Genomic DNA, 22,132 nt, shown 5'->3' on the forward strand with positions numbered 1-22,132 from the left:
ACCCTAGTGTCGAGTGATCTTGATCTGCAACCAGTTGGGAGGTCGAACGTGAGAGGGCAGCCGCGGTCGGGGTGCGCCATCAATGCGGCGGTGGAGGTGCTGGGTGATGCGTGGAGCCTGATCGTCCTCCGTGACATCGTGTTCGGCGGTCGCCGGCACTTCCGCGAGCTCCTGACCCGCAACGACGAGGGCATCGCATCGAACATCCTCGCCAGCCGGCTCCGGAAACTCGTCGACGAGGGCTTGCTCTCGCGCGACGACGCGACGCGGGGTCGGCGAGCGACGTACTCGCTGACCGAGGCAGGGATCCAGACGCTTCCGGTCATGGTCGCGCTCGGGACGTGGGGCATGCGCCACCGCCCGACGTCGCCCGAGCTGACCATCCGGGCCCGCCTCCTGGCCGAGTCACCCGCTCTTGTCGACGACCTCATCGACGAGCTCCGGGAGATCCACGTCGGAGTCCCGCGCCCTCACCCGGGGCGCCCGCTCGCGTCCGAGCGCCTCCAGCAGGCGTACGAGGAAACCGTCGGTCGCGAGGGGTCTCCCTGAGGCCTCCGGCATGCCCCGACGTCGGACCGGGGTCCCTCAGGTGGGAGGCGCCGTCGACTCACGCACCACGAGCTCGGTGGCGAGGTCGATCCGCGGCATCGTGAGCGTCTCCCCGGCCGCGAGCCGCACCAGCATCGTCGTGGCCACGTGCGCCATGTCCACCAGCGGCTGGCGGACGGTGGTGAGCCGCGGCGTGGTCCACGACGCGACCGAGAGGTCGTCGTAGCCGACGATCGACAGGTCCCCAGGCACGGAGAGGCCACGATCGCGCGCCGCCCGCACCAGACCCATGGCCTGCAGATCGTTACCGGCGAAGATCGCCGTCGGCCGGTCGGGCGTGTCCAGCAGCTGAAGGCCGCGGTCGTAGCCGCTCTCCGCGCTGAAGCGGCCGTCCCGCACGATCGTCGGGTCGACCGGGATGGCCGCCTCGTCCAACGCCGCTCGGTACCCGTCCAGGCGCTGCCGGCTGCACATGACGTCCGGCGGACCTGTGATGACGCCGATCCTGCGGTGGCCGAGCTCGAGCAGGTGCCGGGTGGCGACCAGCCCGCCGTTCCAGTTCGCCGAGCCCACCGCGTGCACGCCAGCGGGCAGCTCACCGGCCGTGTCGACCACGACGAACGGGATGTTGCGCGTCTCGAGCTGCCGGCGCTGACCTGGATCCAGGTCCGACAGGACGAGGATGACGCCGAGCGGTCGCCTGGCGATCACGCCGTCGAGCCAGGTCTGCCGGGGCCGGTGCGCGCCGGCCAGCTCCGAGAGCACCACGTTCAGCCCGTTCTCGTGCGCCGCCCGCTCGACCCCGCGGATGATCTCCACGGCCCACGCGGAATCCAGCTCGTGGAACACGAGATCCACCAGCCGCGAGCCGGCGGACCGGGAGGTGTTCCGGCGACGGTACTGATGCTTCTCGAGCACCTGCTCCACCCGTTGCCGGGTGGCCTGCGCGACGTCCGGGCGGCCGTTGAGGACCTTCGAGACGGTGGGCACCGAGACGCCGGCCTCCTCCGCGATCGTCGCGATGGTGGTGGTGCTCATCTCGGAAACGTCCTTGTCAATGGTCCGGCCACGCCAGTCTAGGGCGAAACTCTTTCGAGATCGTACGGGTCGGACAACCTGCTGGTCGAGACCATACTTGGCGCAGATGTCCCGGGGGCACGGCTCGCCCCGGGTGGCATTTGACGAGGGACATTCGCCTCTCTACTGTCCTGTTTCAGGGGCATTTTCGCCCTCGCCAGCGATAATTTTCGCCGTCGACTTCGCGGAGGCGGCACCGACGCTCGACCCACGGAGCCGTGGGACCCGGAGGCCGACATGACGGACGATCACGCGCCCACGCTCGCCGTGGAGCCGTGGCAGGACAGCCGCCGCCCCGTCGCGGAGCGGGTCGAGCACCTCGTGCAGCACATGACGCTGCGGGAGAAGACCTCGCAGCTCGTCGGCCTCTGGGTCGGTGCCGACGCCACCAACGGCGGCGTCGCCCCGTACCAGTCCGACCTCACCCGTGAGCCGCTCACCTGGGAGAACGTCATCGCCGACGGTCTCGGTCAGCTCACCAGGCCGTTCGGCACCACCCCGGTCGAGCCGGCCGCCGGGGCGCGTGGGCTGGCGCGGTCGCAGCGGGAGGTCGTCGCGGCCAACCGCTGGAACATCCCTGCCCTCGTGCACGAGGAGTGCCTCGCCGGGTTCGCCGCCTGGAAGGCCACCGCCTACCCGGTGCCGCTCTCCTGGGGTGCTTCCTTCGACCCAGAGCTCGTCGGCGAGATGGCCCGCCGCATCGGCACCTCGATGCGGTCCGTCGGGGTCCACCAGGGCCTCGCGCCGGTCCTCGACGTGGTCCGCGACTACCGGTGGGGCCGGGTCGAGGAGACCATCGGTGAGGACCCCTACCTCGTCGGCACCGTGGCCACGGCCTACGTCAAGGGCCTGCAGGACGGCGGCGTCCTCGCCACGCTCAAGCACTTCGCCGGCTACTCCGCCTCCCGTGCGGGCCGCAACCTGGCTCCCGTCTCGATGGGCCGCACCGAGCTCGCCGACGTCATCCTCCCGCCGTTCGAGATGGCGGTCGTGGAGGGCAAGGTCGGCTCGGTCATGCACTCCTACTCCGAGATCGACGGCGTCCCCTCGGCCGCGGACCGCGACCTGCTCACCGGGCTGCTGCGCGAGACATGGGGGTTCGACGGCACCGTCGTCGCGGACTACTTCGGCGTGAAGTTCCTGCTCATGCTGCACGGGGTCGCCGGGACCGAGGCCGAGGCGGCGCACCTCGCGCTCAACGCCGGCGTCGACGTCGAGCTGCCCACCATCCACTGCTACGGCGAGCCCCTCGTGGAGGCGGTCGAGCGCGGCGAGATCGACGAGGCGCTCATTGACACGGCACTTCGTCGCGTCCTCGTTCAGAAGGCCGAGCTCGGGCTGCTGGACGCCGACTACGCTCCCGAGGTGCCCGACCCGGACGGCATCCGCCTCGACGACGCCGAGAGCCAGGACGTGGCGCTGCGGCTCGCGCGCGAGGGCATCGTCCTGGTCGACAACGACGGCACCCTGCCGCTGCGGCCGCAGACCCGGGTGGCACTCGTCGGCCCGCGCGCCGACGACGCCATGGCCATGCTCGGCTGCTACTCCTTCCCCGCGCACGTCGGCGTGCGTCACCCCGAGGCGGAGATCGGCATCGACATCCCCTCGGTGCTTCAGGAGCTGCGGGACCAGGTCGACGACGTCACCTACGCCCTGGGCTGCGAGGTGACCGGCGAGGACACCTCCGGCTTCGCCGCCGCGGTCGAGGCGGCGCGGGCGGCCGAGGTCGCCGTCGTCGCCGTCGGCGACCAGGCCGGCCTCTTCGGACGCGGCACCTCGGGCGAGGGGTGCGACGCGACCGACCTGCGTCTCCCCGGGGTCCAGGCGGACCTCGTCGAGGCGATCCTCGACACCGGTACCCCCGTGGTGCTGGTGCTGCTGACGGGCCGCCCCTATGCCGTCGGACCGTTGGTGGAGCGGGCCGCCGCGACGGTGCAGGCGTTCTTCCCCGGCCAGCTGGGCGGGCAGGCCCTCGCCGAGGTGCTCACCGGACGGACGAACCCCTCCGGACGTCTGCCGGTGAGCCTGCCTCGGAACGAGGGCGCCCAGCCCGGCACGTACCTGACCCAGCGGCTCGGGACGAAGACGGACGTGTCGAACATCGACCCCACGCCGCTGTTCCCGTTCGGGCACGGCCTGTCCTACACCACCTTCGCGTGGGAGGACGCCGCGTCCGACCGGACAGACTGGGCGGTCGACGGCGAGGCGAGTGTCGAGGTCACCGTGCGCAACACCGGCGAACGTGCCGGCACCGAGGTCGTCCAGCTCTACCTGCACGACCCGGTCGCCTCCGTGACGCGACCGCTCGTGCGCCTGATCGGCTACACGCGGGTGCCGCTCGAGGCGGGGGAGGCGAGGCGCGTGCGGTTCACCGTGCCGGCCGACGTCACGTCCTTCACCCTGCGGGACGGCCGCCGCGTGGTCGAGCCGGGCGACGTCGAGCTGCGGCTCGCCCGTTCCGCCGCCGACGTCGAGTCGGCCCTGCCGTTGCGGCTCGTCGGTGACCTGCGGGTCGTCGACCACACGCGGCGCCTGACCGTCGACGTGACCGTCGGATCGTGACCGCGGTGTCACCGAGGCGCGAAAGTTTCAGAAGCCGCCTCGTGTGACCATGGGTCACCGGGATGCGAGGTGTGCCGTGCCTCGACTGGGCTTCGGGGGGTATCACATCTTGATCACGACGGCTGGCCTCGTCTTGACGTGATGTGGTAGGCCCCCTAATCTTCGAAAACCCGCAGCGTCCGTATCGATAGTTTCGGCACGGCGATCACGACGAGGTGAGAAACATGCGCCGACCCGGACCCCTCGACCGGGTGCGTCTCCGGTGAGCACGACGCGTACCCCGGCCCCTACCACGGAGGAGCCGCTCGCCGAGCCGGTGGCGCCCCCCGAACCCCCCTCGGCCCGTCGTGGCTGGCTGCGTCGTCACGCCGACGAGTGGCGCCTCGCGCTGCGCAAGGACTGGCGGCTCTACACCTTCCTCATCCTGCCGGTCGTGTGGCTGCTCATCTTCCGCTACACCCCGATGCTGGGGAACCTCGTCGCGTTCAATCGCTTCCGGCCCGGCAGCTCGATGTTCGGCGACGAGTGGGTCGGCTTCTACTACTTCGAGATGTTCATCCAGGACCCGATGTTCTGGCGGGTCTTCACCAACACGGTGATCCTGGGTGCGCTGACCCTGATCGTCGTCTTCCCGATGCCCATCGCGCTGGCGCTGATGCTCAACGAGCTCCGCTCACGGAAGTTCAAGCGGATCACCCAGACGATCACGTACCTGCCGCACTTCATGTCGATGGTGATCGTCGCCGGCTTCGTGTTCCAGCTGACGGCGGTCAACGGCACGGTCAACCAGATCGTCGAGGCGTTCGGCGGCGACGCCATCACCTTCATGCAGGAACCCGGGTGGTTCCGGCAGATCTACGTCTCCTCCGAGATCTGGCAGACGGTCGGCTTCGGCACGATCCTCTACCTGGCCGCCCTGACCACGATCGACGACCAGCTCTACGAGGCGGCCCGGATCGACGGGGCCAACCGGTGGCAGCAGACCTGGCACGTCACGATCCCCGGCCTCGTGCCCACCATCGTGGTGCTGCTGGTGCTGAACATCGGCACGTTCATGGCCGTCGGGTTCGAGAAGGTCCTGCTGCTGTACAACCCGCTGACGTATCCGACGGCTGACGTCATCGCGACCTACGTCTACCGCGTGGCGCTGAACAGCGGGAACTTCTCCTACGGCGCGGCCATCGGGCTGTTCGAGGCCCTGATCGGCCTGATCCTCGTCCTCTCGGCCAACGCCGTCGCCCGGCGTGTGACGGGAGCGTCACTATGGTGAGCACGACCCCGCAGGTCCCCGACATCACGCGGGTCCGCAGCGTCCCGACCACCGTCAAGGACACGCCGTCCTACCGGGTGTTCCGGGTGGTCAACGGCACCGCACTCGTGGTCATCTGCGCGATCACCCTCTACCCGTTCATCAACCTGGTGGCGAAGGCGTTCAGCTCCCAGGGCGAGATCATGGCCGGGAACGTGAACCTGTGGCCACGGGGCTTCAACCTCACGACGCTGGAGTGGGTGTTCAACCAGGAGCGGTTCTGGACGGGGTACATGAACACCCTCATCCAGACGTTCGGTGGCACCGCGATCGCGATGGTGCTCACGACGACCATGGCCTACGCCCTGGCGAAGAAGCACCTCAAGGGCCGGGCGTTCTTCATCGGCATGGTCGTGGTCACCATGTTCTTCAACGGCGGACTGGTCCCGAACTACCTGCTGATCTCCGGGCTCGGCTTCAAGAACACCGTGTGGGCGATCGTCATCCCCAACGCGATCAGCGCCTTCAACCTGCTCGTCATGAAGGCGTTCTTCGAGAACTTCTCGAGCGAGCTGGAGGACGCGGCCGCCGTCGACGGACTCAGCACCTACGGCATCTTCTTCCGGATCGTGCTGCCGCTGTCGAAGGCGGTCATCGCCACGATGATCCTCTTCTACGCCGTCGCGTTCTGGAACTCGTGGTTCCCCGCCATGCTCTACCTCAGCGACACGGATCTGCAGCCGGTGACCCTGTACCTGCGCAACCTGCTGTCCGGGGCCAGCGGTGCCGGGCGGGAGGCCGGCATGGAGGAGTCCCAGATCGGTGCCAACCTCCAGTCGGTGGCGATGCTGCTGACCGTCCTGCCGATCGTCTGCCTCTACCCCTTCGTCCAGAAGTACTTCGTCTCCGGCGTGATGCTCGGATCCGTGAAGGGGTGAGGCGGGTGCCGTGCCCGACGGCCCGTCGGGAGTCGACGAAGACGTCCACCGGACCGTCGTAGCGACGAGAATCCAACAACACGAGGAGAACAACGATGATCACTCGCAGAAGGGCCATCGCGGGTCTCACCGCGTCGGCCGCGGGCATCACGCTGGCGGCGTGCTCGGTCGACACCGGGGGCGGCGGTGGTGGTGGCGGCGGTGGTGGTGGCGGCGAGGTCGACATGGAGAGCCAGGTCGGCCACATGGAGGACTTCCAGGCCGGCACGACCTTCCGAGCCACCGAGCCGGTGGAGTTCAGCCTGCTCTACCGGGACCACGTCAACTACCCGTTCCAGGGCGACTGGCCGATCATCCAGCACCTCGAGGAGGACCAGAACGTCACGTTCCAGTACGAGAACGTGCCGCTGGAGGACATGGAGCAGCGGCGTTCGGTCCTCGTCTCCTCCGGGGACGCGCCGGACATCATGCCGGTGACGTACGCGGGTGATGAGACCCAGTTCGTCAGCGGCGGCGCGCTGCTGCCGATCTCGGAGTACGTGCAGTACATGCCCAACTTCCAGCAGAAGGTCGAGGAGTGGGGACTGCAGGCGGAGATCGAGCAGCAGACCCAGGAAGACGGCCGGTACTACATGATCCCCGGCCTCCACGAGGTGCCGATCCCGGGTGCCTACACCATCGTGATCCGGCAGGACCTGTGGGACGCCGCCGGCCTGGAGCACCCGCGCACCTGGGACGAGTTCCAGGAGCAGCTGGTGACCATCCAGGAGGAGAACCCGGACCTGACCTACCCGTACACCGACCGCTGGTCCATCGACGGTCCCATCGAGGCCACGCTCAGTGCCGCCGCGCCGAACTTCGGCACGGTCGCCGGCTGGAGCTTCGGCGAGGGCCTGCAGTGGAACCAGGACGACGGCGAGTACGTGTACGCCGGCGGGTCGGACGAGTACCGGTCGCTGGTCGAGTACTTCGCCGGCCTCGTCGAGGACGGCCTCCTCGACCCGGAGGCGATGACCCAGTCCGACGAGCAGGCAGAGCAGAAGTTCGCCTCCGGACAGGCGGCGGCGATCGGCGGCAGCGACCAGATCATCCTCGAGTACCGGCAGGCGTTCGAGGAGCTCGGGAACACGGAGGCGGAGCTGTCCCTCATCACCGTGCCGGGCGGCCCGGCCGGTGACTTCATCGCCGCGGGCTCGCGGCTGGAGTCCGGCCTGATGTTCTCGGCGCGGGCAGCGGAGCGGGACGACTTCCTGGCCATGCTGCAGTTCGTCGACTGGCTCTACTACTCCGACGAGGGCCTCGAGTTCGCCAAGTGGGGCGTCGAGGGCGAGACCTTCGAGCGGGAGGGTGACCAGCGCGTCCTGCACGAGGACATCAACTGGGGCCACATCAACCCCGGGGCGCCGCAGCTGCTGAACGCCGACTACGGGTACTACAACGGCGTCTTCTCGCTGGCGCACGGCTCCACCGAGGAGCTCGACATGTCGATGCGCAGCGACGAGGCGGTCCAGTTCATCGAGGACATGAACGCCGTCAAGGAGGAGCTCGAGCTGCCGCCGCCAGTCACGTACGACGAGATGGAGCAGGAGCAGGCCGGTCTGCAGCAGACCACGCTGCAGGACATGACCCGTCAGGCCACGGCCCAGTTCATCCTGGGCGAGCGCTCGCTGGAGGAGTGGGACGCTTGGGTGTCCGAGCTCGAAGGCGCGGGGATGAACGAGTACGTCGAGCGGGCGAACTCCGCCGCCGGCGTCACCGAGTGATCCCTACCTGACCCGCCGGGCCGGCGGCCGCAGCCCCTGAGCGGTCGCCGGCCCGTCATCTGTCCATCCCGCAGAGGAACACGTCGATCGTGACCATCATCCACGTGCCCGACCGCCCGGTCGGCACCCTCACCGACGCGTGGCGCGCCTGCGTCGGCACCGGCCGGTTCAACCTCGCCCTGCGGAAGGACTACCAGGACTCGCTCGCCCTGGTGCAGTCCGAGATCGGGTTCCACCACATCCGGGGGCACGGGCTGCTCGGGGACGACGTCGGCGTCCACCGTCCGTACGAGGTGTCCGGGGAACGGCGGCTGCTGCACTCCTTCACGTACGTGGACCAGGTGGTCGACGCCTACCTCGCGCTCGGGATCAAGCCGTTCCTCGAGCTGGGATTCATGCCCTCGGCCCTCGCCTCGGGCGACCGGACGGTGTTCTGGTGGCAGGGCAACATCACCCCGCCGGCCGACCACGACGAGTGGGCGGACCTCGTGCGCGGCGTCGTCGGGCACCTGGTGGGCAGGTACGGGATCGAGGAGGTGCGGACCTGGCCGATCGAGGTGTGGAACGAGCCGAACCTCGCGCAGTTCTGGTCCGGTGACCAGGACGCGTACCACCGTCTCTACGAGGCCAGCGCTCACGCGGTCAAGGAGGTCGACGCGGACCTGCAGGTGGGCGGGCCGTCCCTCTCGCCCGGCTCGGACGAGTGGTGGGCACCGTTCGCCGAGTTCGTCACGGCGCGCGACGTGCCGGTGGACTTCGTCTCCCGCCACGCCTACACCACCGGCCCGGCCCAGCACGTCCCGTTCGGGACCTATCAGACGCTGCGTGCGCCGTCGTCCCTGCTGGAGCAGTTCGACGCCCCGCGCCGTCACCTCGAGGGCACCGCGCTCGCGGGTCTGCCGGTGCACATCACGGAGTTCAACTCCTCCTACCGCCCGGACAACCCGGTGCACGACACCGCGTACAACGCCGCCTACCTTGCTCCCGTGCTCGCGGCGGGCGGAGACCTGGTGGACTCCTTCGCCTACTGGACCTTCTCGGACACCTTCGAGGAGGTGGGGATCCCCACCGGCATCTTCCACGGCGGTTTCGGGATGCTCACGCACGGCCAGATCAAGAAGCCGACCTACCACCTGTACGCGTTCATGGCCCGGATGGGCAGCCACCTGCTCGCCCGCGGCGCGGACCACCTCATCACCCGGGACGACGCCGGCCGCATCACCGTGCTCGGGTGGCAGCCGGTCGGCGGGACCGAGGACGGGCCGGAGCCCGAGCGGCACACGCTGCGGCTGAGCGTGCCGGTCGACGCCGCCACCGCCTTCGTCATGCGGTCCTCCGTCAACGAGACCGAGGGCAACGCCTGGGCCGCCTGGCGGGAGATGGGCCGTCCGCGCTTCCCGACCTCGCGTCAGCTCGACGCGCTGCGGGAGGCGGCCGAGCCCGTCCGCCGCCACACGTCGGTGGCGGTCGACGGGTGCCGGATGAACCTGGAGCTGACCCTCGGCCGGCACGAGGTCACGCTCGTGGAGATCGACCCGGTGCGTGACGAGTCACCACCATGGGTGGACGACGTGAGGATCCTCGGACGGTGAGCGCTCGGTTCCGGAGCACGTCGATGTGCCGGAACGTGCCGCATACCGCACGCCCGAGCACATCGACGGGAGGGTGGTGGGCCTGATGGCGCAGGCGCAGCCCCGCGAGGGACCCCTGAGCCGGGTGTCGGGCGCCGTGTACTGGTACCTCGTGGTCGGGGTGCTGCTGATCCTCACCACGCTGCCCGGCACCCTGCCGCTGATGGTCCTGGACCGTTCCGCGGGCAACATCCCTCTGGTGGCTCTGTGCCTGGTGCCGGTCGGGCCGGCCGTGGCCGCCGGCCTCTTCGCGTTGCGGGACCGGACCCGGGCCGAGGCGCTGGAGCCCGCCCGATCGTTCCTGCGCGGGTACCGGCTCAACGTGGGCGACGTGCTCAGGCTGTGGGTGCCGGCGCTCGCGGTCGAGGCGATCATCGCGATCAGCCTGGCGAACCTGGAGGTCACGGGCGTCCCGGCGGGGTACCGGTCGGTGCTCGTGGTCATCGCGGCGATGGTCGCGGTCTGGGCCGGCCTCGCCCTCGTCATCGCCTCTCTGTTCGCGCTGCGCACCCGGGACGTCGCCCGGCTCGCGGCCTACTACATGGCGCGCACGCCGCTCGCGGCGCTCGGGGTGCTCGCGCTCCTGGTCGTCATGGCGGGGCTCGTCTACCTCACGTTCGACGCCGTGCTCGGCCTGGTGGGGCCGCTGCTCGTCCACCTGCTGCTGCGCACCTGCGACAGGATGGTGCAGGACGTCGAGGCGAACTTCGTCGCCTGAGCGCCGGCGTCGTCGCCCGACCGCCCGACCGAACCGACTCGAGGAGAGCCGTGACCGCTCGTCTGCCGCGCACCGAGAAGATCCTCTACGGCGGGGACTACAACCCCGAGCAGTGGCCACGCGACGTGTGGGAGGAGGACTACGCGGCCTTCGGCGCGGCGTCGATCGAGACGGTCACCCTCGGTGTCTTCGCCTGGTCCCACCTGCAGCCCGACGAGGACACCTACGACTTCTCCCGGCTCGACGCGATCGTGGCGCGGGCGGTCGAGGCCGACGCCCGGATCGTGCTGGCGACGGCGACCGGCGCGATGCCGCCCTGGCTCGCCCACCGCCACCCCGAGGTGGCCCGGACCGACTTCGAGGGCCGGCGCCACGTGTACGGCGGGCGCCACAACCACTGCCCCAGCTCACCGGTCTTCCAGCGGCTCTCCGCGGCGCTCGCCGGCCGGATCGCCGAGCGGTACGTCGGCACGCCGGGGCTGGTCGCCTGGCACGTCGGCAACGAGTACGGCGGGGCGCCGCCCTGCTACTGCGAGAGCTGCGCCGCCGCGTTCCGGGTGTGGCTCCAGGAGCGGTACGGCACCCTCGGGCGCCTCAACGAGGCCTGGAGCACGATGTTCTGGTCGCACCTGTACACGGATTTCGAGCAGATCGTGCCGCCCAGCGCCCTGAGCGAGCACTGGCGCGGCCCGAACCACACCGCGTTCCAAGGCATCACGCTCGACTACATGCGGTTCTTCTCCGACGCCCTGCTGCGCAACTACGTGGACGAGAAGGCCGCGATCCAGGCGGTGGACCCGGGAACGCCGGTGACGACGAACTTCATGGGGATGTTCCGCGGGCTGGACTACCACCGGTGGGCGGAGCACCTGGACTTCGCGTCGTGGGACAACTACCCGCGCGGCGAGCACGCCCCGAGCCGCATGGCGCTCGCCCACGACCTCACCCGCGGCCTGAAGGACGGCGCCCCGTTCTGGGTGATGGAGCAGACGCCGTCGACCACCGCGAACCGGGACGCGAACCCGGTCAAGCGGCCGGGCGTGCTGCGGCTGTGGTCGTGGCAGTCGGTGGCGCACGGCGCCGACGCGGTCCTGTACTTCCAGCTCCGGCAGTCCCAGGGGGCCTCGGAGAAGTATCACGGCGCGGTGCTCGACCACGCCGGCCGCACGGACACCCGCACCTTCCGCGAGGTGGCCGCACTCGGGAAGGAGCTCGAGGACTTCGGCGACGCGACGCTCGGCGCCCGCACGCCCGCCCGGGTCGCCGTCCTGTGGGACTGGGACTCCTGGTGGGCGGCCGAGATCACCGACGGTGTCCACCGCCGGCTGACCTACGTCGAGCACGCGCTGCGCTGGTACCGGGCGCTGTGGGACGCGAACGTCGGCGTCGACGTCGTGCCGGTGACGGCGGACCTGACGCGGTACGACGTCGTGCTGGCGCCGCTGCTGCACATGCTCAAGGGTGACGTCGCCGAGCGGCTCGCCGCCGTGGTCGAGCGCGGCGGGTCGGTGCTCGCGACCTGCTGGTCCGGCCGCGTGGACGAGGACGACAACGCCTTCCTGATGGACCCGCCCGGCCCGCTCGCCGCCCTCATGGGGGTCCGGGTGGAGGAGACCGACTCGCTCGATCCCGGCACCGTCAACCCGGTGACGCTGGGCCTGTCGGAGCCCGGGCCGGGCGAGGCCATCGTCTCCGACGCCGAGCTCGTCTTCGACGTGCTCGTCCCCGAGGGCGCGGACGTCGTGGGCACCTACGGCGCCGACTTCTACGCCGGACGGGCCGCCGTCACCCGCCACCGGCACGACGGCGGAGGCGAGGCCTGGTACGTCGGCACGGTGCTGGACCGGCCGGGCACGGCGTGGGTGGTGCGGCAGCTGCTCGAGCGGCACGGGCTGCTCGGCCCGTACGCCGACGTCCCCGACCTCGAGCTCGCCGTTCGCGAGCGCGAGGGCCGGCGCACCGTCTTCCTGCTCAACCACGCCGCCGAGGCGGTCGAGGTGCCCGCGCACGTGGGCGGGACCGACCTGCTCACCGGGCGGCGCATCGACCAGGGCGAGACGCTGCGGCTGGAGCCGACTGACGTGGTCGTGCTGCGCGAGGACTGATACCCGTCAGGGGGTGATGTTCACCGAGCGGGTCACTCTCGGTCGCCGCGACGTCACCGAGCCTCGCTAGCGTCGTCGGCACCCACTCGACGACGAAAGGTCCCCCGTGCCCTCGCTGTCTCGTCGTGCGTCGGTCGCCGGTGCCGTCAGCACGCTCCTGGTCTGCTCGCTCGTCTCGACCGCGGGTGCCAGCCCGGGTGGTGAGCGACCCGACAGCACCGGCCGCCCCACCGACGGGGTGCTCGTGCGCCAGAGCTTCGACTCCCTCGCCGACCGGCTGCAACCCCGGGCCGAGGACCCTGGGATCGAGCCCGGCACCGTCGGCTTCACCCACGAGCCGCCGGAGGGCTGGTCCGTCGAGACCCCGGGGGCGATGGCAGGGGGCGGGATCGAGGAGTGGCGCGGCTGGTCCTTCACCACGCGCGAGTTCTGGAACGACGCCGAGGACCAGATGCGCTACCGGTTCGGCCGAGCGCACGACGTGATCGCCGTCGCCGACTCCGACGAGTTCGCCGACGGCGGCGACGTGCCCGAGACGTTCGCCTCCACGCTCTCCTCCGAGCCCGTCGACGTGCGCGGGCGCCGCGAGGTGCTCCTGACCTTCGACAGCCACTACCGCGGCTGGGAGGGCCAGTCGGCCACCGTCACGGTCTCGTTCGACGGCGGGGAGGAGACCGAGCTCGTCCGCTACGACAGCAGCACGGTCACCGACGACTACGACGGCGCCGCGATGAACGCCAACGAGGAGGTCGTCGTCGACGTGCCGGCCGGAGCACGCGACGCGACGTTCCGGTGGCACTTCGAATCGGGCGCGAACTCCTGGTACTGGGCCATCGACTCGGTCGCCGTCCGCGAGGCCGAAGGCGCGCCGCAGGGCACCCCCACGTCGGCGTGGGTGGTCAGCGACATCCAGGGCGACCCGGACGACCTCGGCCACGCCCTCGAGGACCTCGCCGCGGTGCGGCCGGCCGCGTCGGGCCTGCTGATGGTGGGCGACATCGTCGACACCGGCAGCGCGGCGCAGTGGCAGGAGATCGACGACGTCATGTCCGGCGCGGAGGGCCTGCTGCCGGAGCAGGTCGCCGCCGCGATCGGTAACCACGAGAGCTACACCGGCGAGCCGTGGACCGTGCTGCGCGACCGGTTCCTCGACTTCGCCGGCCGCGACGAGGTCTGGGGCGAGTACCTGCTGACCGGCGAGGGCGGCGTCGACGTGCCCGTCCTCGTCCTCGGCCAGGAGGAGGCGCGCCCGCCCGAGGTCCCGATGAGCGAGGCGCAGCTCGACTGGCTCGACCGGCGCCTCGATCACTGGTCGCGGCAGCGGACCCAGGTCCTGGTGATCTCGCACTTCCCGCTCGGGGACACGGCGTCGGCGTCGTGGATCCCCTGGTACCACGACCACTACGAGTTCAACGACCGGATCACCCGGATGCTCGGCGAGCACCCGAACGCCGTCATCCTGAACGGGCACACGCACTACCCGTTGGAGCTGGGCGACTGGGCCGTGCAGCGGCGCACCGATGGCGGCCACCCGGACGGCTTCTGGGCGGTGAACACCGGCGCTGTCCAGGTCGAGTGGGACGCACGCGGGGAGAGCACGGACGGCATCAGCGAGGTCGTCACGCGGGACATCAACCGCGGGCTGACCGTCGACGTCTATCGCGATCGGATGGTCGTCACCGGCCGGGACTTCGGCCCCGTCGATGGCGCGACACCGACCAACGACGTGAACGACGTCGTCCGCGAGGTCACGATCCCCAACCCCTACGTGCACAGCGCCCAGCGGCGCGGCTGAGCGGAACCGGCCCGCTCGCCGGCAGGCCGGGCGGCGGCAGCACGGACGTCAGTAGATCGTTCGGCCCTGCTCGTCCGGGATGCCGGACTTGCGGAGGAAGTACGTGTTGATCTGGTCGCGCCACTCGACGGCGGAGCGCAGCTGCTCGGCAAGCCGCTCGCCCACCCGCTGCGCGACCGCCGACGGCGCCCGGTCGGCCACCGCCTCCCACGCGGCGACCATCTCCTCGACCCGCTCGACACCCTCGAAGTGCGAGTCGTAGATGTGCTGGATGACCGTCTTCCCGCTGTGCAGCCGGTGCGTGTACGGCACGTGGTGGAAGAACAGGAGCAGCTCGTCCGGCGTCGTCTCGGGACGCTCGTAGCGGCTTGCCCACGGCTCGGGGTACAGGCCGGCGTAACCGGTCCCGGTGGCGACGGACCGGTCCACACCGATGCCGTCGCGGTCGGCGAAGTGGTACGTGCCCCAGGGCGTGTACTCGTACCCGTCGACGTCGGGTCCGTAGTGATGCCCGGGGCGGACCATCCAGCCGACCCCTAGCGGGGCGGTGTACGACTCGTAGGTCTGCCAGGAGCCGGTCATGATCGACCGTGCCGCGTCCCGGACTGCGTCGTCATCGAAGGTGGCGCCGAGCCACTCGTCGAGGATCCCCTCCGGTGACAGGTCCGGGTCCCAGGCGAGCCGGCCCAGGGCGTAGAGGTTCGCCTGCGCGAACGGATGGCCGGTCCAGTGCTCGTCGGCGCCCACGTTGGAGACGGCGACCACGCCGCCGGAGTGCGCTTCCGCGGAAGCGTCGGCCGCGGCACCGGCGGCGCCGGCGACGAGCTGGCTGACGGATGGTGCGGCGTCGTCCCCGAACGGGAAGCCCAGCACCTGCGACCACATCGGCGCCAGGTAGCACGCGTGGCGTTGCTGGCCGGTGTACTCCTGGGTCACCTGAAGCTCCAGCGCGAGCCGGGTGCGCGGAACGGCGCCGATGACGGGGGAGACCGGCTCGCGGACCTGGAAGTCCATGGGGCCATGCTTGACCTGGAGGATGACGTTGTCGTCGAACGTGCCGTCCAGCGGCGCGAAGTGGTCGTAGGCAGCGCGGGCACGGTCGGTGGAGCGGTCGCGCCAGTCCTGCTGGTGGTTGTAGACGAAGGCGCGCCAGAACACCTCCCCGCCGTGCGGGGCGAGCGCCCGGCCCAGCATGTTGGCGCCGTCGCCGTGCGTGCGGCCGTAGCCGAACGGCCCGGGCTGGCCCTCGGAGTCGGCCTTGACGACGAACCCGCCGAAGTCCGGGATCGCGTCGTACACCCGGTCGACGGCGGCCCGCCACCACGACTGCACGGACTCCTCCAGCGGGTCGGCCGTCGGCAGCCCGCCCAACGTCATCGGCGAGGAGAAGCTGACCGAGAGGTACACGGTGATGCCCTGCGGCCGGAAGACCTCGGCGAGCCGGACGACGTCGTGCAGCCGGTCCGTCAGCAGCCTGGCCTCGGCGGCGTGCACGTTGACGTTGTTGAGCGCGACGCGGTTGATCCCGACCGACGCCAGCAGGCGCGCGTAGTGCCCGACCCGTGTCAGGTCCGGCCGGAGCCGACCGTCGTCGTAGAAGAGCGAGCCGCCGGAGTAGCCCCGCTCCACCCGCCCCATGACCGGGTGCACGGCCACGTTGTCCCAGTGGTCGAGCATGCGGATCGGGTGTGCCGGCGCATCGACCTCGACGCCGTCCGGGGCGTCGAGGTCGAGGCCCGCTCGTCGGACGTGATGGAAGCCGTAGAGCAGACCGCGGTCCGAGCCGCCGACGACGGCGACGTTCCCGGCGGCACGGACCAGCGCGAACCCGTCGTCCGGGATGTCGCCGACCTCCTCCAGCGCTTCCAGGTCGATGCCGGCGTCGGCCGCCCGGTCCGCCGTCATGAGCACGACGGTGGCCCCCTCGGGCGAGCTGACCGATCCCCCGTGGCGGGCAGTCAGCGCGACGAGCTCGGCCCGGACGGTCTCCCCGAGGGGGCCGGTTGCGTCGATCGCGACGGCGCGTGAGCCGAGGTCATGGCCGGGGTCGGGGGGTAGCCAGGCGTGGTCGGCGGTCGGGGGAAGAGGGGACATCACATCTCCGGAAGGGTTGCTCGCCCGTGGCACTCATGTGTGCCGGACGGTCGTCGAGGTTGAGCGCTGTGCGTCACCGTTCGTCGGCAGGGCACTCGCGGCCGGCGCTGGGACGGCCTCACCGTCGGTGCGCCCGTGGTGTGACGACCGACGACTCGCGTTCGACGATGTGGAAGCGGGCCTTGTGCAGGCGTGGCGGTCGCTGCGTCCGCGGGCCCCATTCGATCCGTTCGACGAGCATCCTGACGGCAGTCTCGGCGATCTCGTCACGGCCCGCGTCGACCGTGGAGAGCGAGGGGAGGGTGAAGCGTCCGTCGGTGATGTTGTCGAAGCCGATCAGGGCGACGTCCTCCGGGATGCGCCGGCCCGACTTCCCGAGCGATCGGAGCGCGCCCAGGGCCAGCGCGTCGTTGAGAGCGAAGACCGCGTCGAACTCCACGCCGGAGGCGATCAGCTCGTTGGTGGCGTTGGCGCCGTCCTCCTGGTGCCAGGGCGCCACGGTCCGTTCGAGGCTCCGGTCGTGCGGTATCCCGGCAACTTCCAGCGCCTGGCGGTATCCGCGGACGCGCAGGTCGGCCGCACGGAGCTGATCTTCGCGCCGGTCCGGATGGGCGCCGAGAACGGCGATCCGCGTACGCCCTTGCGCGATGAGGTGATCCACTGCGGCCCGCGAGGCCGAGACGTTGTGCATCGTGACGTGATCCGTGGGTCCTCCGAAGATCCGTTCGCCGAGCATGACGAGCGGGTAGTCGACGACGTCCAGGAGATCTGTGTCCTCCGTGCCCAGCCGCTCCGGGCTGAACAGAAGCCCGTCCGTCTGGCGCAGGCCATGAGCGAGCACGTCGATCTCGTGCTGGCGATCTCGGCCGGCCTGCCCGACGATCACGCTGAGGTTGCGCCGCTCGGCGGCCAGGATCACGGCGTCCGCGAGCTCGGCGAAGTAGTTCTGCCGTAGCTCGGGTACGGCGAGTCCGATGACGCCGGTGCGTCCGGAACGAAGCCCTCGTGCCGAGAGATTGGGCCGGTAGCCGAGCTCCGAGATCGCCTTCTCCACGCGCGAGCGCGTGCTCGGATGCACGTGGGGTTGGTTGTTGACGACGTTCGAGACGGTCTTGACCGACACGCGCGCCAACCGTGCGACGTCCCGCATAGTCACGCTCAACTGCGCATCCCCGCGTTCTCTCCAGTGCCGGTCAGCCGGACCCGACGCCTCACGCGGAGGTGCTGTACCGCGACATCCGCAGCCCTCTGGGCGGACCCGTACGACTGCGTTCGTTCCCGCGGATCCGGGAGCCCGAGTGTATATCGGCCCATCGTTGGGTCCTCCAGGTGAGCGTGCCGGTGTGTGTCGTGCGCCGTGGGTGTGCTGCTGCGTTGCCTTGACACGGGTCGACGGTGCGCACAAGAATGATTCGCGCGAGCATACAACGTGATAAACGCGCAGGTCAGCGAGCATACATCGTGGTAACGTCTCGCTGAGCTGCTGGACCAGAGGTCGGTCGCCGTGCCCGGGGGTACTGCGGTGGTGCGACATCCCAACGAGGGGAGTCAACGTGAGTGACCTTCGGCAGGGCCGCCCCGCCGCGGCCGGAGCGTGGCGGCAGATGATCGCCGGTGCGGCGGGAATGCTCGTCGCCCTGGGGGCGGCGGTGACGCCGGCCGCGGCGACGGAGCCGTGGCTGACGGTCGACGACGAGGGCTTCGCGACCTTCACCGTGCCGGTCGACGAGCTCGAGGCGATGGTGGGTGGCGAGGTCACCCAGATCGTCGCTGAGGGGAACTTCGGTCCTTCCGCCAACTGGGCGGAGTTCGGACTCACCCTGAGGGGCGACGTGGCCACCGCAGTCCTGGGACCGCTCGAGCCGGGGCAGTACTACTACCAGATCACGGCGGACGACCATCTGACGGTCAAGGACCCGACGAACGACACGAGCGTCGCCTCCGAGCCGGAGTGGAGCACCTTCTTCGTCCCGGGGGAGGGTGCAGAGCTCTTGGCCGACGCACCGGCCGCGGACCGCGGCGAGCTGCAGGAGCTCACCTATCGCAGCTCTGTGGCGCGCGAGCAGCGGGTTGCACTCGCGTGGACGCCGCCGGACTACGACGCGGATCGGCCGGAGCCGTATCCGGTCCTCTTCCTCCAGCACGGCGGAGGCCAGAGCTACCGCGACTGGACCGAGGTCGGACGTGCCGCGCAGATCTTCGACAACCTCTACGCGGCGGGCAGGATCCAGCCGATGGTCGTGGTCATGGGCAACGGCAACGTCGATGACTTCCCGGCCGAGCTACGGCGACACATCACCAGGGTGGCGCAGCGGACGTTCAACATCAGCCGTGACCCGTCGCAGCGGGCGCTTGCCGGCCTGTCGATGGGCGGAGGTCAGGCGTTCGACGTGCTCGCGACGCGTCCCGGTGACTTCGGGTACGTGGGGACGTTCGGCGCCGGGCGCTTCGACCACCTCGATGACCTCCCCGTCGAGGCGATCAACGAGGGGACGGAGCTCTTCCGGCTGTACGTCGGGAACCAGACCGACATCGCGTACAACGACGTCTTCACGGCGATGGACGCCCTGGACCGGGCCGGTGTCGAGCACGAGTTCGACGGTGCCAACCCGGACGCAGGTCACAACTGGGACGCGTGGCAGGAGAACCTCGTCGACTTCGCCCAGCGCCTGTTCCAGGAGCCCCCTTTCGAGGGCATGAGCCCGGGTCACCTCCCGATCGAGGAACCGTTCGAGACGCCGGCGCCGGGCACGACGCCGACGCCGTGGGTGGACGAGAACGGATACGTGACCTTCGAGACCTCCACCGAGTTCGCGGACGCCGAGCACGTCACCGTCTGGGCGAACTGGGGCCCGAGCCACCTGTGGACGCGGGTGGAGCTGAGCAAGGCCGGTGACCGGTGGCGCGGGACCGTGGGGCCGCTCTCGCCGGGGTGGTACCACTACCGCTTCATCGTCGACCTCGAGTCGACCAAGGACACGGGGAACCCGACCTCGGTGACGAGCGAGCCGACGTGGAGCCAGTTCTTCGTCCCGGGCGAGAGCGCCCGGATGGTCACCCCCGTCCCCGACGGCGAAGGTGGCGAGATCAGGGAGCTGAACTACCACAGCGACGTGACGGAAGGGGAGCGCACCGCGCTCGCCTGGACACCACCCGGTTACGACGTCGACCGCGAGGAGCCCTACCCGGTCTTCTACCTCCAGCACGGTGGCGGCCAGAGCTACACGGACTGGACCGAGATGGGGCAGGCGAAGAACATCCTCGACAACCACTTCCGCGACGGGAACCTGGAACCGATGGTCGTCGTGATGGGCAACGGCAACGTCGACGACTTCACCTCCGAGCTGCTGGAGAACCTCGCCCCTGCGGCCGAGGAACAGCTCAACGTCAGCGATGACCCGGATCGGCGCGCCCTGGCGGGCCTGTCGATGGGCGGCGGTCAGACGATGCAGATCCTGACCACCCGCCCGGGCGAGTTCGCCTACGTCGGGACGTTCTCCGCGGGGTACTCCGGCGACCCCGCCGCACTCGATGCCGATGCCATCAACGACGGGACGACCCTGCTGCGGCTGTACAACGGCAACGTCACCGACTTCACCTACGACTCCGTGGTCGGGACGCTGGAGACCTTCGACCAGGTGGGCATCGAGTACGAGTTCGCGGGCTTCTTCGAAGGGCCGCACGGGTGGGACACCTGGCAGCACGACCTCATCGACTTCGCGCCGCGGATCTTCCGGTAGTGCGGCCGATCCGCGCCGGAAGCACGTGACCGTGCCCGCTCGCCCGCGCAGCCGTTGCTCCGACGCCCCGTGCCGCGTGCCCGGCGCTGCGAGACGACGTTCGTCCAGAAAGGTTCAGCACGAGTGAAGAAGCTGTTGTACTCGCAGCGCATGGCGCCCTACCTCTTCATCGCGCCATTCGTGATCACGCTCCTGGCGTTCTGGGCGGTGCCGCTCGTGAGGTCCGTCGTCATGAGCACCCAGCAGGTCCTGTACGGCGACGCCACCTTCATCGGGGCGACCAACTACGAGCGCCTGTGGAACGACCGAGTCTTCTGGCAGGCACTCTTCAACAGCGTCCGCTACATGGTGCTGACCCTGGTGCTGCTGATCCCCATCCCGATGATCCTGGCCGCCATCATCAACTCACGGATCGGCAGCGCCCGCATCAAGGCGTTGTTCAAGGCCTCGATGTTCGTCCCGGCACTGACCTCCGTCGTCGTCGCGGGCATCATCTTCCGGCTGATGTTCTCGGAGACCGAGTCCGGCCTCATCAACCAGGTGGTCACCTTCTTCGGCCTGGATCCGGTGCGGTGGCTCCGTGAGGACGTCCCCGGCCTCGTCGCGCTGCTGGCGCTCGCCATGTGGCGGTACACGGGCGTCAACATCATGTACTTCCTCGCCGGGATGCAGTCGATTCCCACGGAGTACTACGAGGCGGCATCGCTTGACGGCGCGGGCCGGGTACAGCAGTTCTTCCGGATCACGATCCCCAACCTCAAGCCGACGATCATCTACGTGATGACGATCAGCATCTACGGCGGCCTGGCGATGTTCCTCGAGAGTTTCATGCTGTATGCCGGCAACAACTCGCCGAACAACCAGGGCCTGACCGTCGTCGGATATCTGTACCGAAAGGGAGTCGAGGAGAACGACCTGGGATTCGCCTCGGCAGTCGGCGTCGTCCTGCTCGTCGTGGTCATGACGATCAACATCACGAACCTGACCCTGTCCGGAACCTTCCGGAAGGAGGCGAACCGATGAGCCGTCGCAGCCTCGAACGCGAGAAGTACGCCCTGCCGCGGTGGCTGTTCGGCGCCATTCAGGGGCTGTTCCTGCTTGCCCTGACGCTCATCGTGCTGATCCCGTTGGTGGCGATCTTCGTCGGGACGTTCCAGGACGGGAACGAAGTGATCCGCCGCGGCATCAGCTTCGACGTCGACCTCGCATCACTCTCGCTCGACAACTACGTGATGCTCTTCACCGACTCCGGGCCGTACTTCCGGTGGTTCCTCAACACCTTCGTGCTCACCGTCGTGCAGGTGGCCGGCACGCTCCTGGTCAGCTCGTTCGTGGCCTACGGGTTCGCCATGTACGACTTCGTCGGAAAGAACGCCGCGTTCGTCGCCGTGCTGCTCCTGATGACGGTGCCGTTCGAGATGATGATGCTGCCGCTGTACGTGATGGTGAACGACGTCGGTCTCGCCGACAACTACGCGGTGATCGTGCTGCCCTTCCTGGCGGCCGCGGTGACGATCTTCTTCTTCCGGCAGTACTTCCTCGGCATTCCGAAGGAGCTGCTCGAGGCCGGGCGCGTCGACGGCGTGACCGAGTTCGGGATCTTCTTCAAGCTGGTGCTGCCCATATCGAAGCCCGCGATCGCGGCGATGGCGATCCTCAACGGCATGATCATCTGGAACAACTTCCTGTGGCCGCTGCTTGTTCTGCGCTCGCCCGAGAAGTTCACGCTGCCGATCGGTCTGAACACGCTTCTGACGCCGTATGCGAACAACTACGAGCTGCTGATCATCGGCGCGTTCTTCTCGCTCATACCCATCCTGATCCTCTACCTGGCATTCCAACGGTTCTTCGTCGCCGGAATGACCGCCGGCGCCCTCAAGGGCTGAAAATCACGAGCTGATCGGAGAAACA

General features: G+C 69.5%; 15 protein-coding genes. 12 read left to right on the forward strand and 3 right to left on the reverse strand.

Annotation, left to right across the window (positions count from 1 at the left end; genetic code table 11):
• Positions 1-48: 48 nt before the first annotated feature.
• Positions 49-549, forward strand: coding sequence for a winged helix-turn-helix transcriptional regulator (locus tag ACFQQL_RS03120; RefSeq protein ID WP_465254016.1), 501 nt, complete (start codon positions 49-51; stop codon positions 547-549).
• A gap of 36 nt (positions 550-585) precedes the next feature.
• On the opposite strand, the gene ACFQQL_RS03125 is transcribed toward ACFQQL_RS03120, so the two are convergent.
• Entirely contained in the window at positions 586-1,587 is a 1,002-nt protein-coding gene (locus ACFQQL_RS03125; RefSeq protein WP_382391156.1) for a LacI family DNA-binding transcriptional regulator, read from the reverse strand.
• 276 nt (positions 1,588-1,863) lie between these two features.
• On the opposite strand from ACFQQL_RS03125, the gene ACFQQL_RS03130 reads away from it, so the two are divergent.
• The 8 genes from ACFQQL_RS03130 to ACFQQL_RS03165 all read left to right on the forward strand — a co-directional run bounded on the left by ACFQQL_RS03130 (position 1,864) and on the right by ACFQQL_RS03165 (position 14,387).
• Positions 1,864-4,188 (forward strand): beta-xylosidase/alpha-l-arabinosidase, encoded by a 2,325-nt coding sequence (locus ACFQQL_RS03130; RefSeq protein WP_382391158.1) that lies wholly within the window; start codon positions 1,864-1,866, stop codon positions 4,186-4,188.
• 262 nt (positions 4,189-4,450) lie between these two features.
• On the forward strand, positions 4,451-5,458 hold the full coding sequence (locus ACFQQL_RS03135; protein ID WP_382391160.1) for an ABC transporter permease: 1,008 nt from the start codon (positions 4,451-4,453) through the stop codon (positions 5,456-5,458).
• A complete protein-coding gene (locus ACFQQL_RS03140) occupies positions 5,452-6,375 on the forward strand; it encodes a carbohydrate ABC transporter permease (protein WP_382391162.1) in 924 nt (307 codons plus the stop codon). Before ACFQQL_RS03135 ends, ACFQQL_RS03140 begins: the two co-directional genes overlap by 7 nt.
• A 95-nt stretch (positions 6,376-6,470) precedes the next feature.
• On the forward strand, positions 6,471-8,138 hold the full coding sequence (locus ACFQQL_RS03145; RefSeq protein ID WP_382391164.1) for an ABC transporter substrate-binding protein: 1,668 nt from the start codon (positions 6,471-6,473) through the stop codon (positions 8,136-8,138).
• 95 nt (positions 8,139-8,233) lie between these two features.
• Entirely contained in the window at positions 8,234-9,730 is a 1,497-nt protein-coding gene (locus ACFQQL_RS03150) for a GH39 family glycosyl hydrolase (protein ID WP_465254017.1), read from the forward strand.
• 85 nt (positions 9,731-9,815) lie between these two features.
• A complete protein-coding gene (locus ACFQQL_RS03155; RefSeq protein ID WP_382391168.1) occupies positions 9,816-10,487 on the forward strand; it encodes a glycosyltransferase in 672 nt (223 codons plus the stop codon).
• Positions 10,488-10,537: 50 nt separating this feature from the next.
• Positions 10,538-12,592 carry a beta-galactosidase gene (locus ACFQQL_RS03160; RefSeq protein WP_382391170.1) on the forward strand — a complete coding sequence of 685 codons (2,055 nt, stop codon included), beginning with the start codon at positions 10,538-10,540 and terminating at the stop codon, positions 12,590-12,592.
• A 106-nt stretch (positions 12,593-12,698) separates the two neighbouring features.
• Positions 12,699-14,387: a metallophosphoesterase family protein gene (locus ACFQQL_RS03165; RefSeq protein WP_382391172.1), complete on the forward strand. Its 1,689-nt coding sequence runs from the start codon at positions 12,699-12,701 to the stop codon at positions 14,385-14,387.
• Positions 14,388-14,435: 48 nt separating this feature from the next.
• Here the strand turns inward: ACFQQL_RS03165 and ACFQQL_RS03170 are convergent, their stop codons facing one another.
• A complete protein-coding gene (locus tag ACFQQL_RS03170; RefSeq protein WP_382391174.1) occupies positions 14,436-16,481 on the reverse strand; it encodes an alpha-glucuronidase in 2,046 nt (681 codons plus the stop codon).
• Between the two features lie 118 nt (positions 16,482-16,599).
• Positions 16,600-17,643 (reverse strand): LacI family DNA-binding transcriptional regulator, encoded by a 1,044-nt coding sequence (locus ACFQQL_RS03175; RefSeq protein ID WP_465253989.1) that lies wholly within the window; start codon positions 17,641-17,643, stop codon positions 16,600-16,602.
• A gap of 391 nt (positions 17,644-18,034) precedes the next feature.
• Between ACFQQL_RS03175 and ACFQQL_RS03180 the strand changes: the two genes are divergently transcribed.
• The 3 genes from ACFQQL_RS03180 (at position 18,035) to ACFQQL_RS03190 (ending at position 22,107) form a co-directional block, all read left to right on the forward strand.
• The gene (locus ACFQQL_RS03180) at positions 18,035-20,221 is read left to right on the forward strand and encodes an alpha/beta hydrolase (RefSeq protein WP_382391176.1); all 2,187 of its coding nucleotides are present in this window, start codon (positions 18,035-18,037) and stop codon (positions 20,219-20,221) included.
• Between the two features lie 150 nt (positions 20,222-20,371).
• Positions 20,372-21,244, forward strand: coding sequence for a carbohydrate ABC transporter permease (locus ACFQQL_RS03185; RefSeq protein ID WP_465254018.1), 873 nt, complete (start codon positions 20,372-20,374; stop codon positions 21,242-21,244).
• Positions 21,241-22,107: a carbohydrate ABC transporter permease gene (locus ACFQQL_RS03190; protein WP_382391180.1), complete on the forward strand. Its 867-nt coding sequence runs from the start codon at positions 21,241-21,243 to the stop codon at positions 22,105-22,107. Before ACFQQL_RS03185 ends, ACFQQL_RS03190 begins: the two co-directional genes overlap by 4 nt.
• Positions 22,108-22,132 lie beyond the last annotated feature (25 nt).

The sequence above is a fragment of the Georgenia alba genome, assembly GCF_042665525.1.
GTDB classification, from domain to species: Bacteria; Actinomycetota; Actinomycetes; order Actinomycetales; family Actinomycetaceae; genus Allobogoriella; species Allobogoriella alba.

What these genes read in the sequence shown, in the direction of transcription:
- ACFQQL_RS03130 (WP_382391158.1), top strand. Translation starts at nt 1,864, where the DNA reads ATGACGGACGATCACGCGCCCACGCTCGCCGTGGAGCCGTGGCAGGAC.
- ACFQQL_RS03185 (WP_465254018.1), top strand. Translation starts at nt 20,372, where the DNA reads ATGGCGCCCTACCTCTTCATCGCGCCATTCGTGATCACGCTCCTGGCG.
- ACFQQL_RS03140 (WP_382391162.1), top strand. Translation starts at nt 5,452, where the DNA reads ATGGTGAGCACGACCCCGCAGGTCCCCGACATCACGCGGGTCCGCAGC.
- ACFQQL_RS03190 (WP_382391180.1), top strand. Translation starts at nt 21,241, where the DNA reads ATGAGCCGTCGCAGCCTCGAACGCGAGAAGTACGCCCTGCCGCGGTGG.
- ACFQQL_RS03145 (WP_382391164.1), top strand. Translation starts at nt 6,471, where the DNA reads ATGATCACTCGCAGAAGGGCCATCGCGGGTCTCACCGCGTCGGCCGCG.
- ACFQQL_RS03155 (WP_382391168.1), top strand. Translation starts at nt 9,816, where the DNA reads ATGGCGCAGGCGCAGCCCCGCGAGGGACCCCTGAGCCGGGTGTCGGGC.
- ACFQQL_RS03170 (WP_382391174.1), bottom strand. Translation starts at nt 16,481, where the DNA reads ATGTCCCCTCTTCCCCCGACCGCCGACCACGCCTGGCTACCCCCCGAC.
- ACFQQL_RS03125 (WP_382391156.1), bottom strand. Translation starts at nt 1,587, where the DNA reads ATGAGCACCACCACCATCGCGACGATCGCGGAGGAGGCCGGCGTCTCG.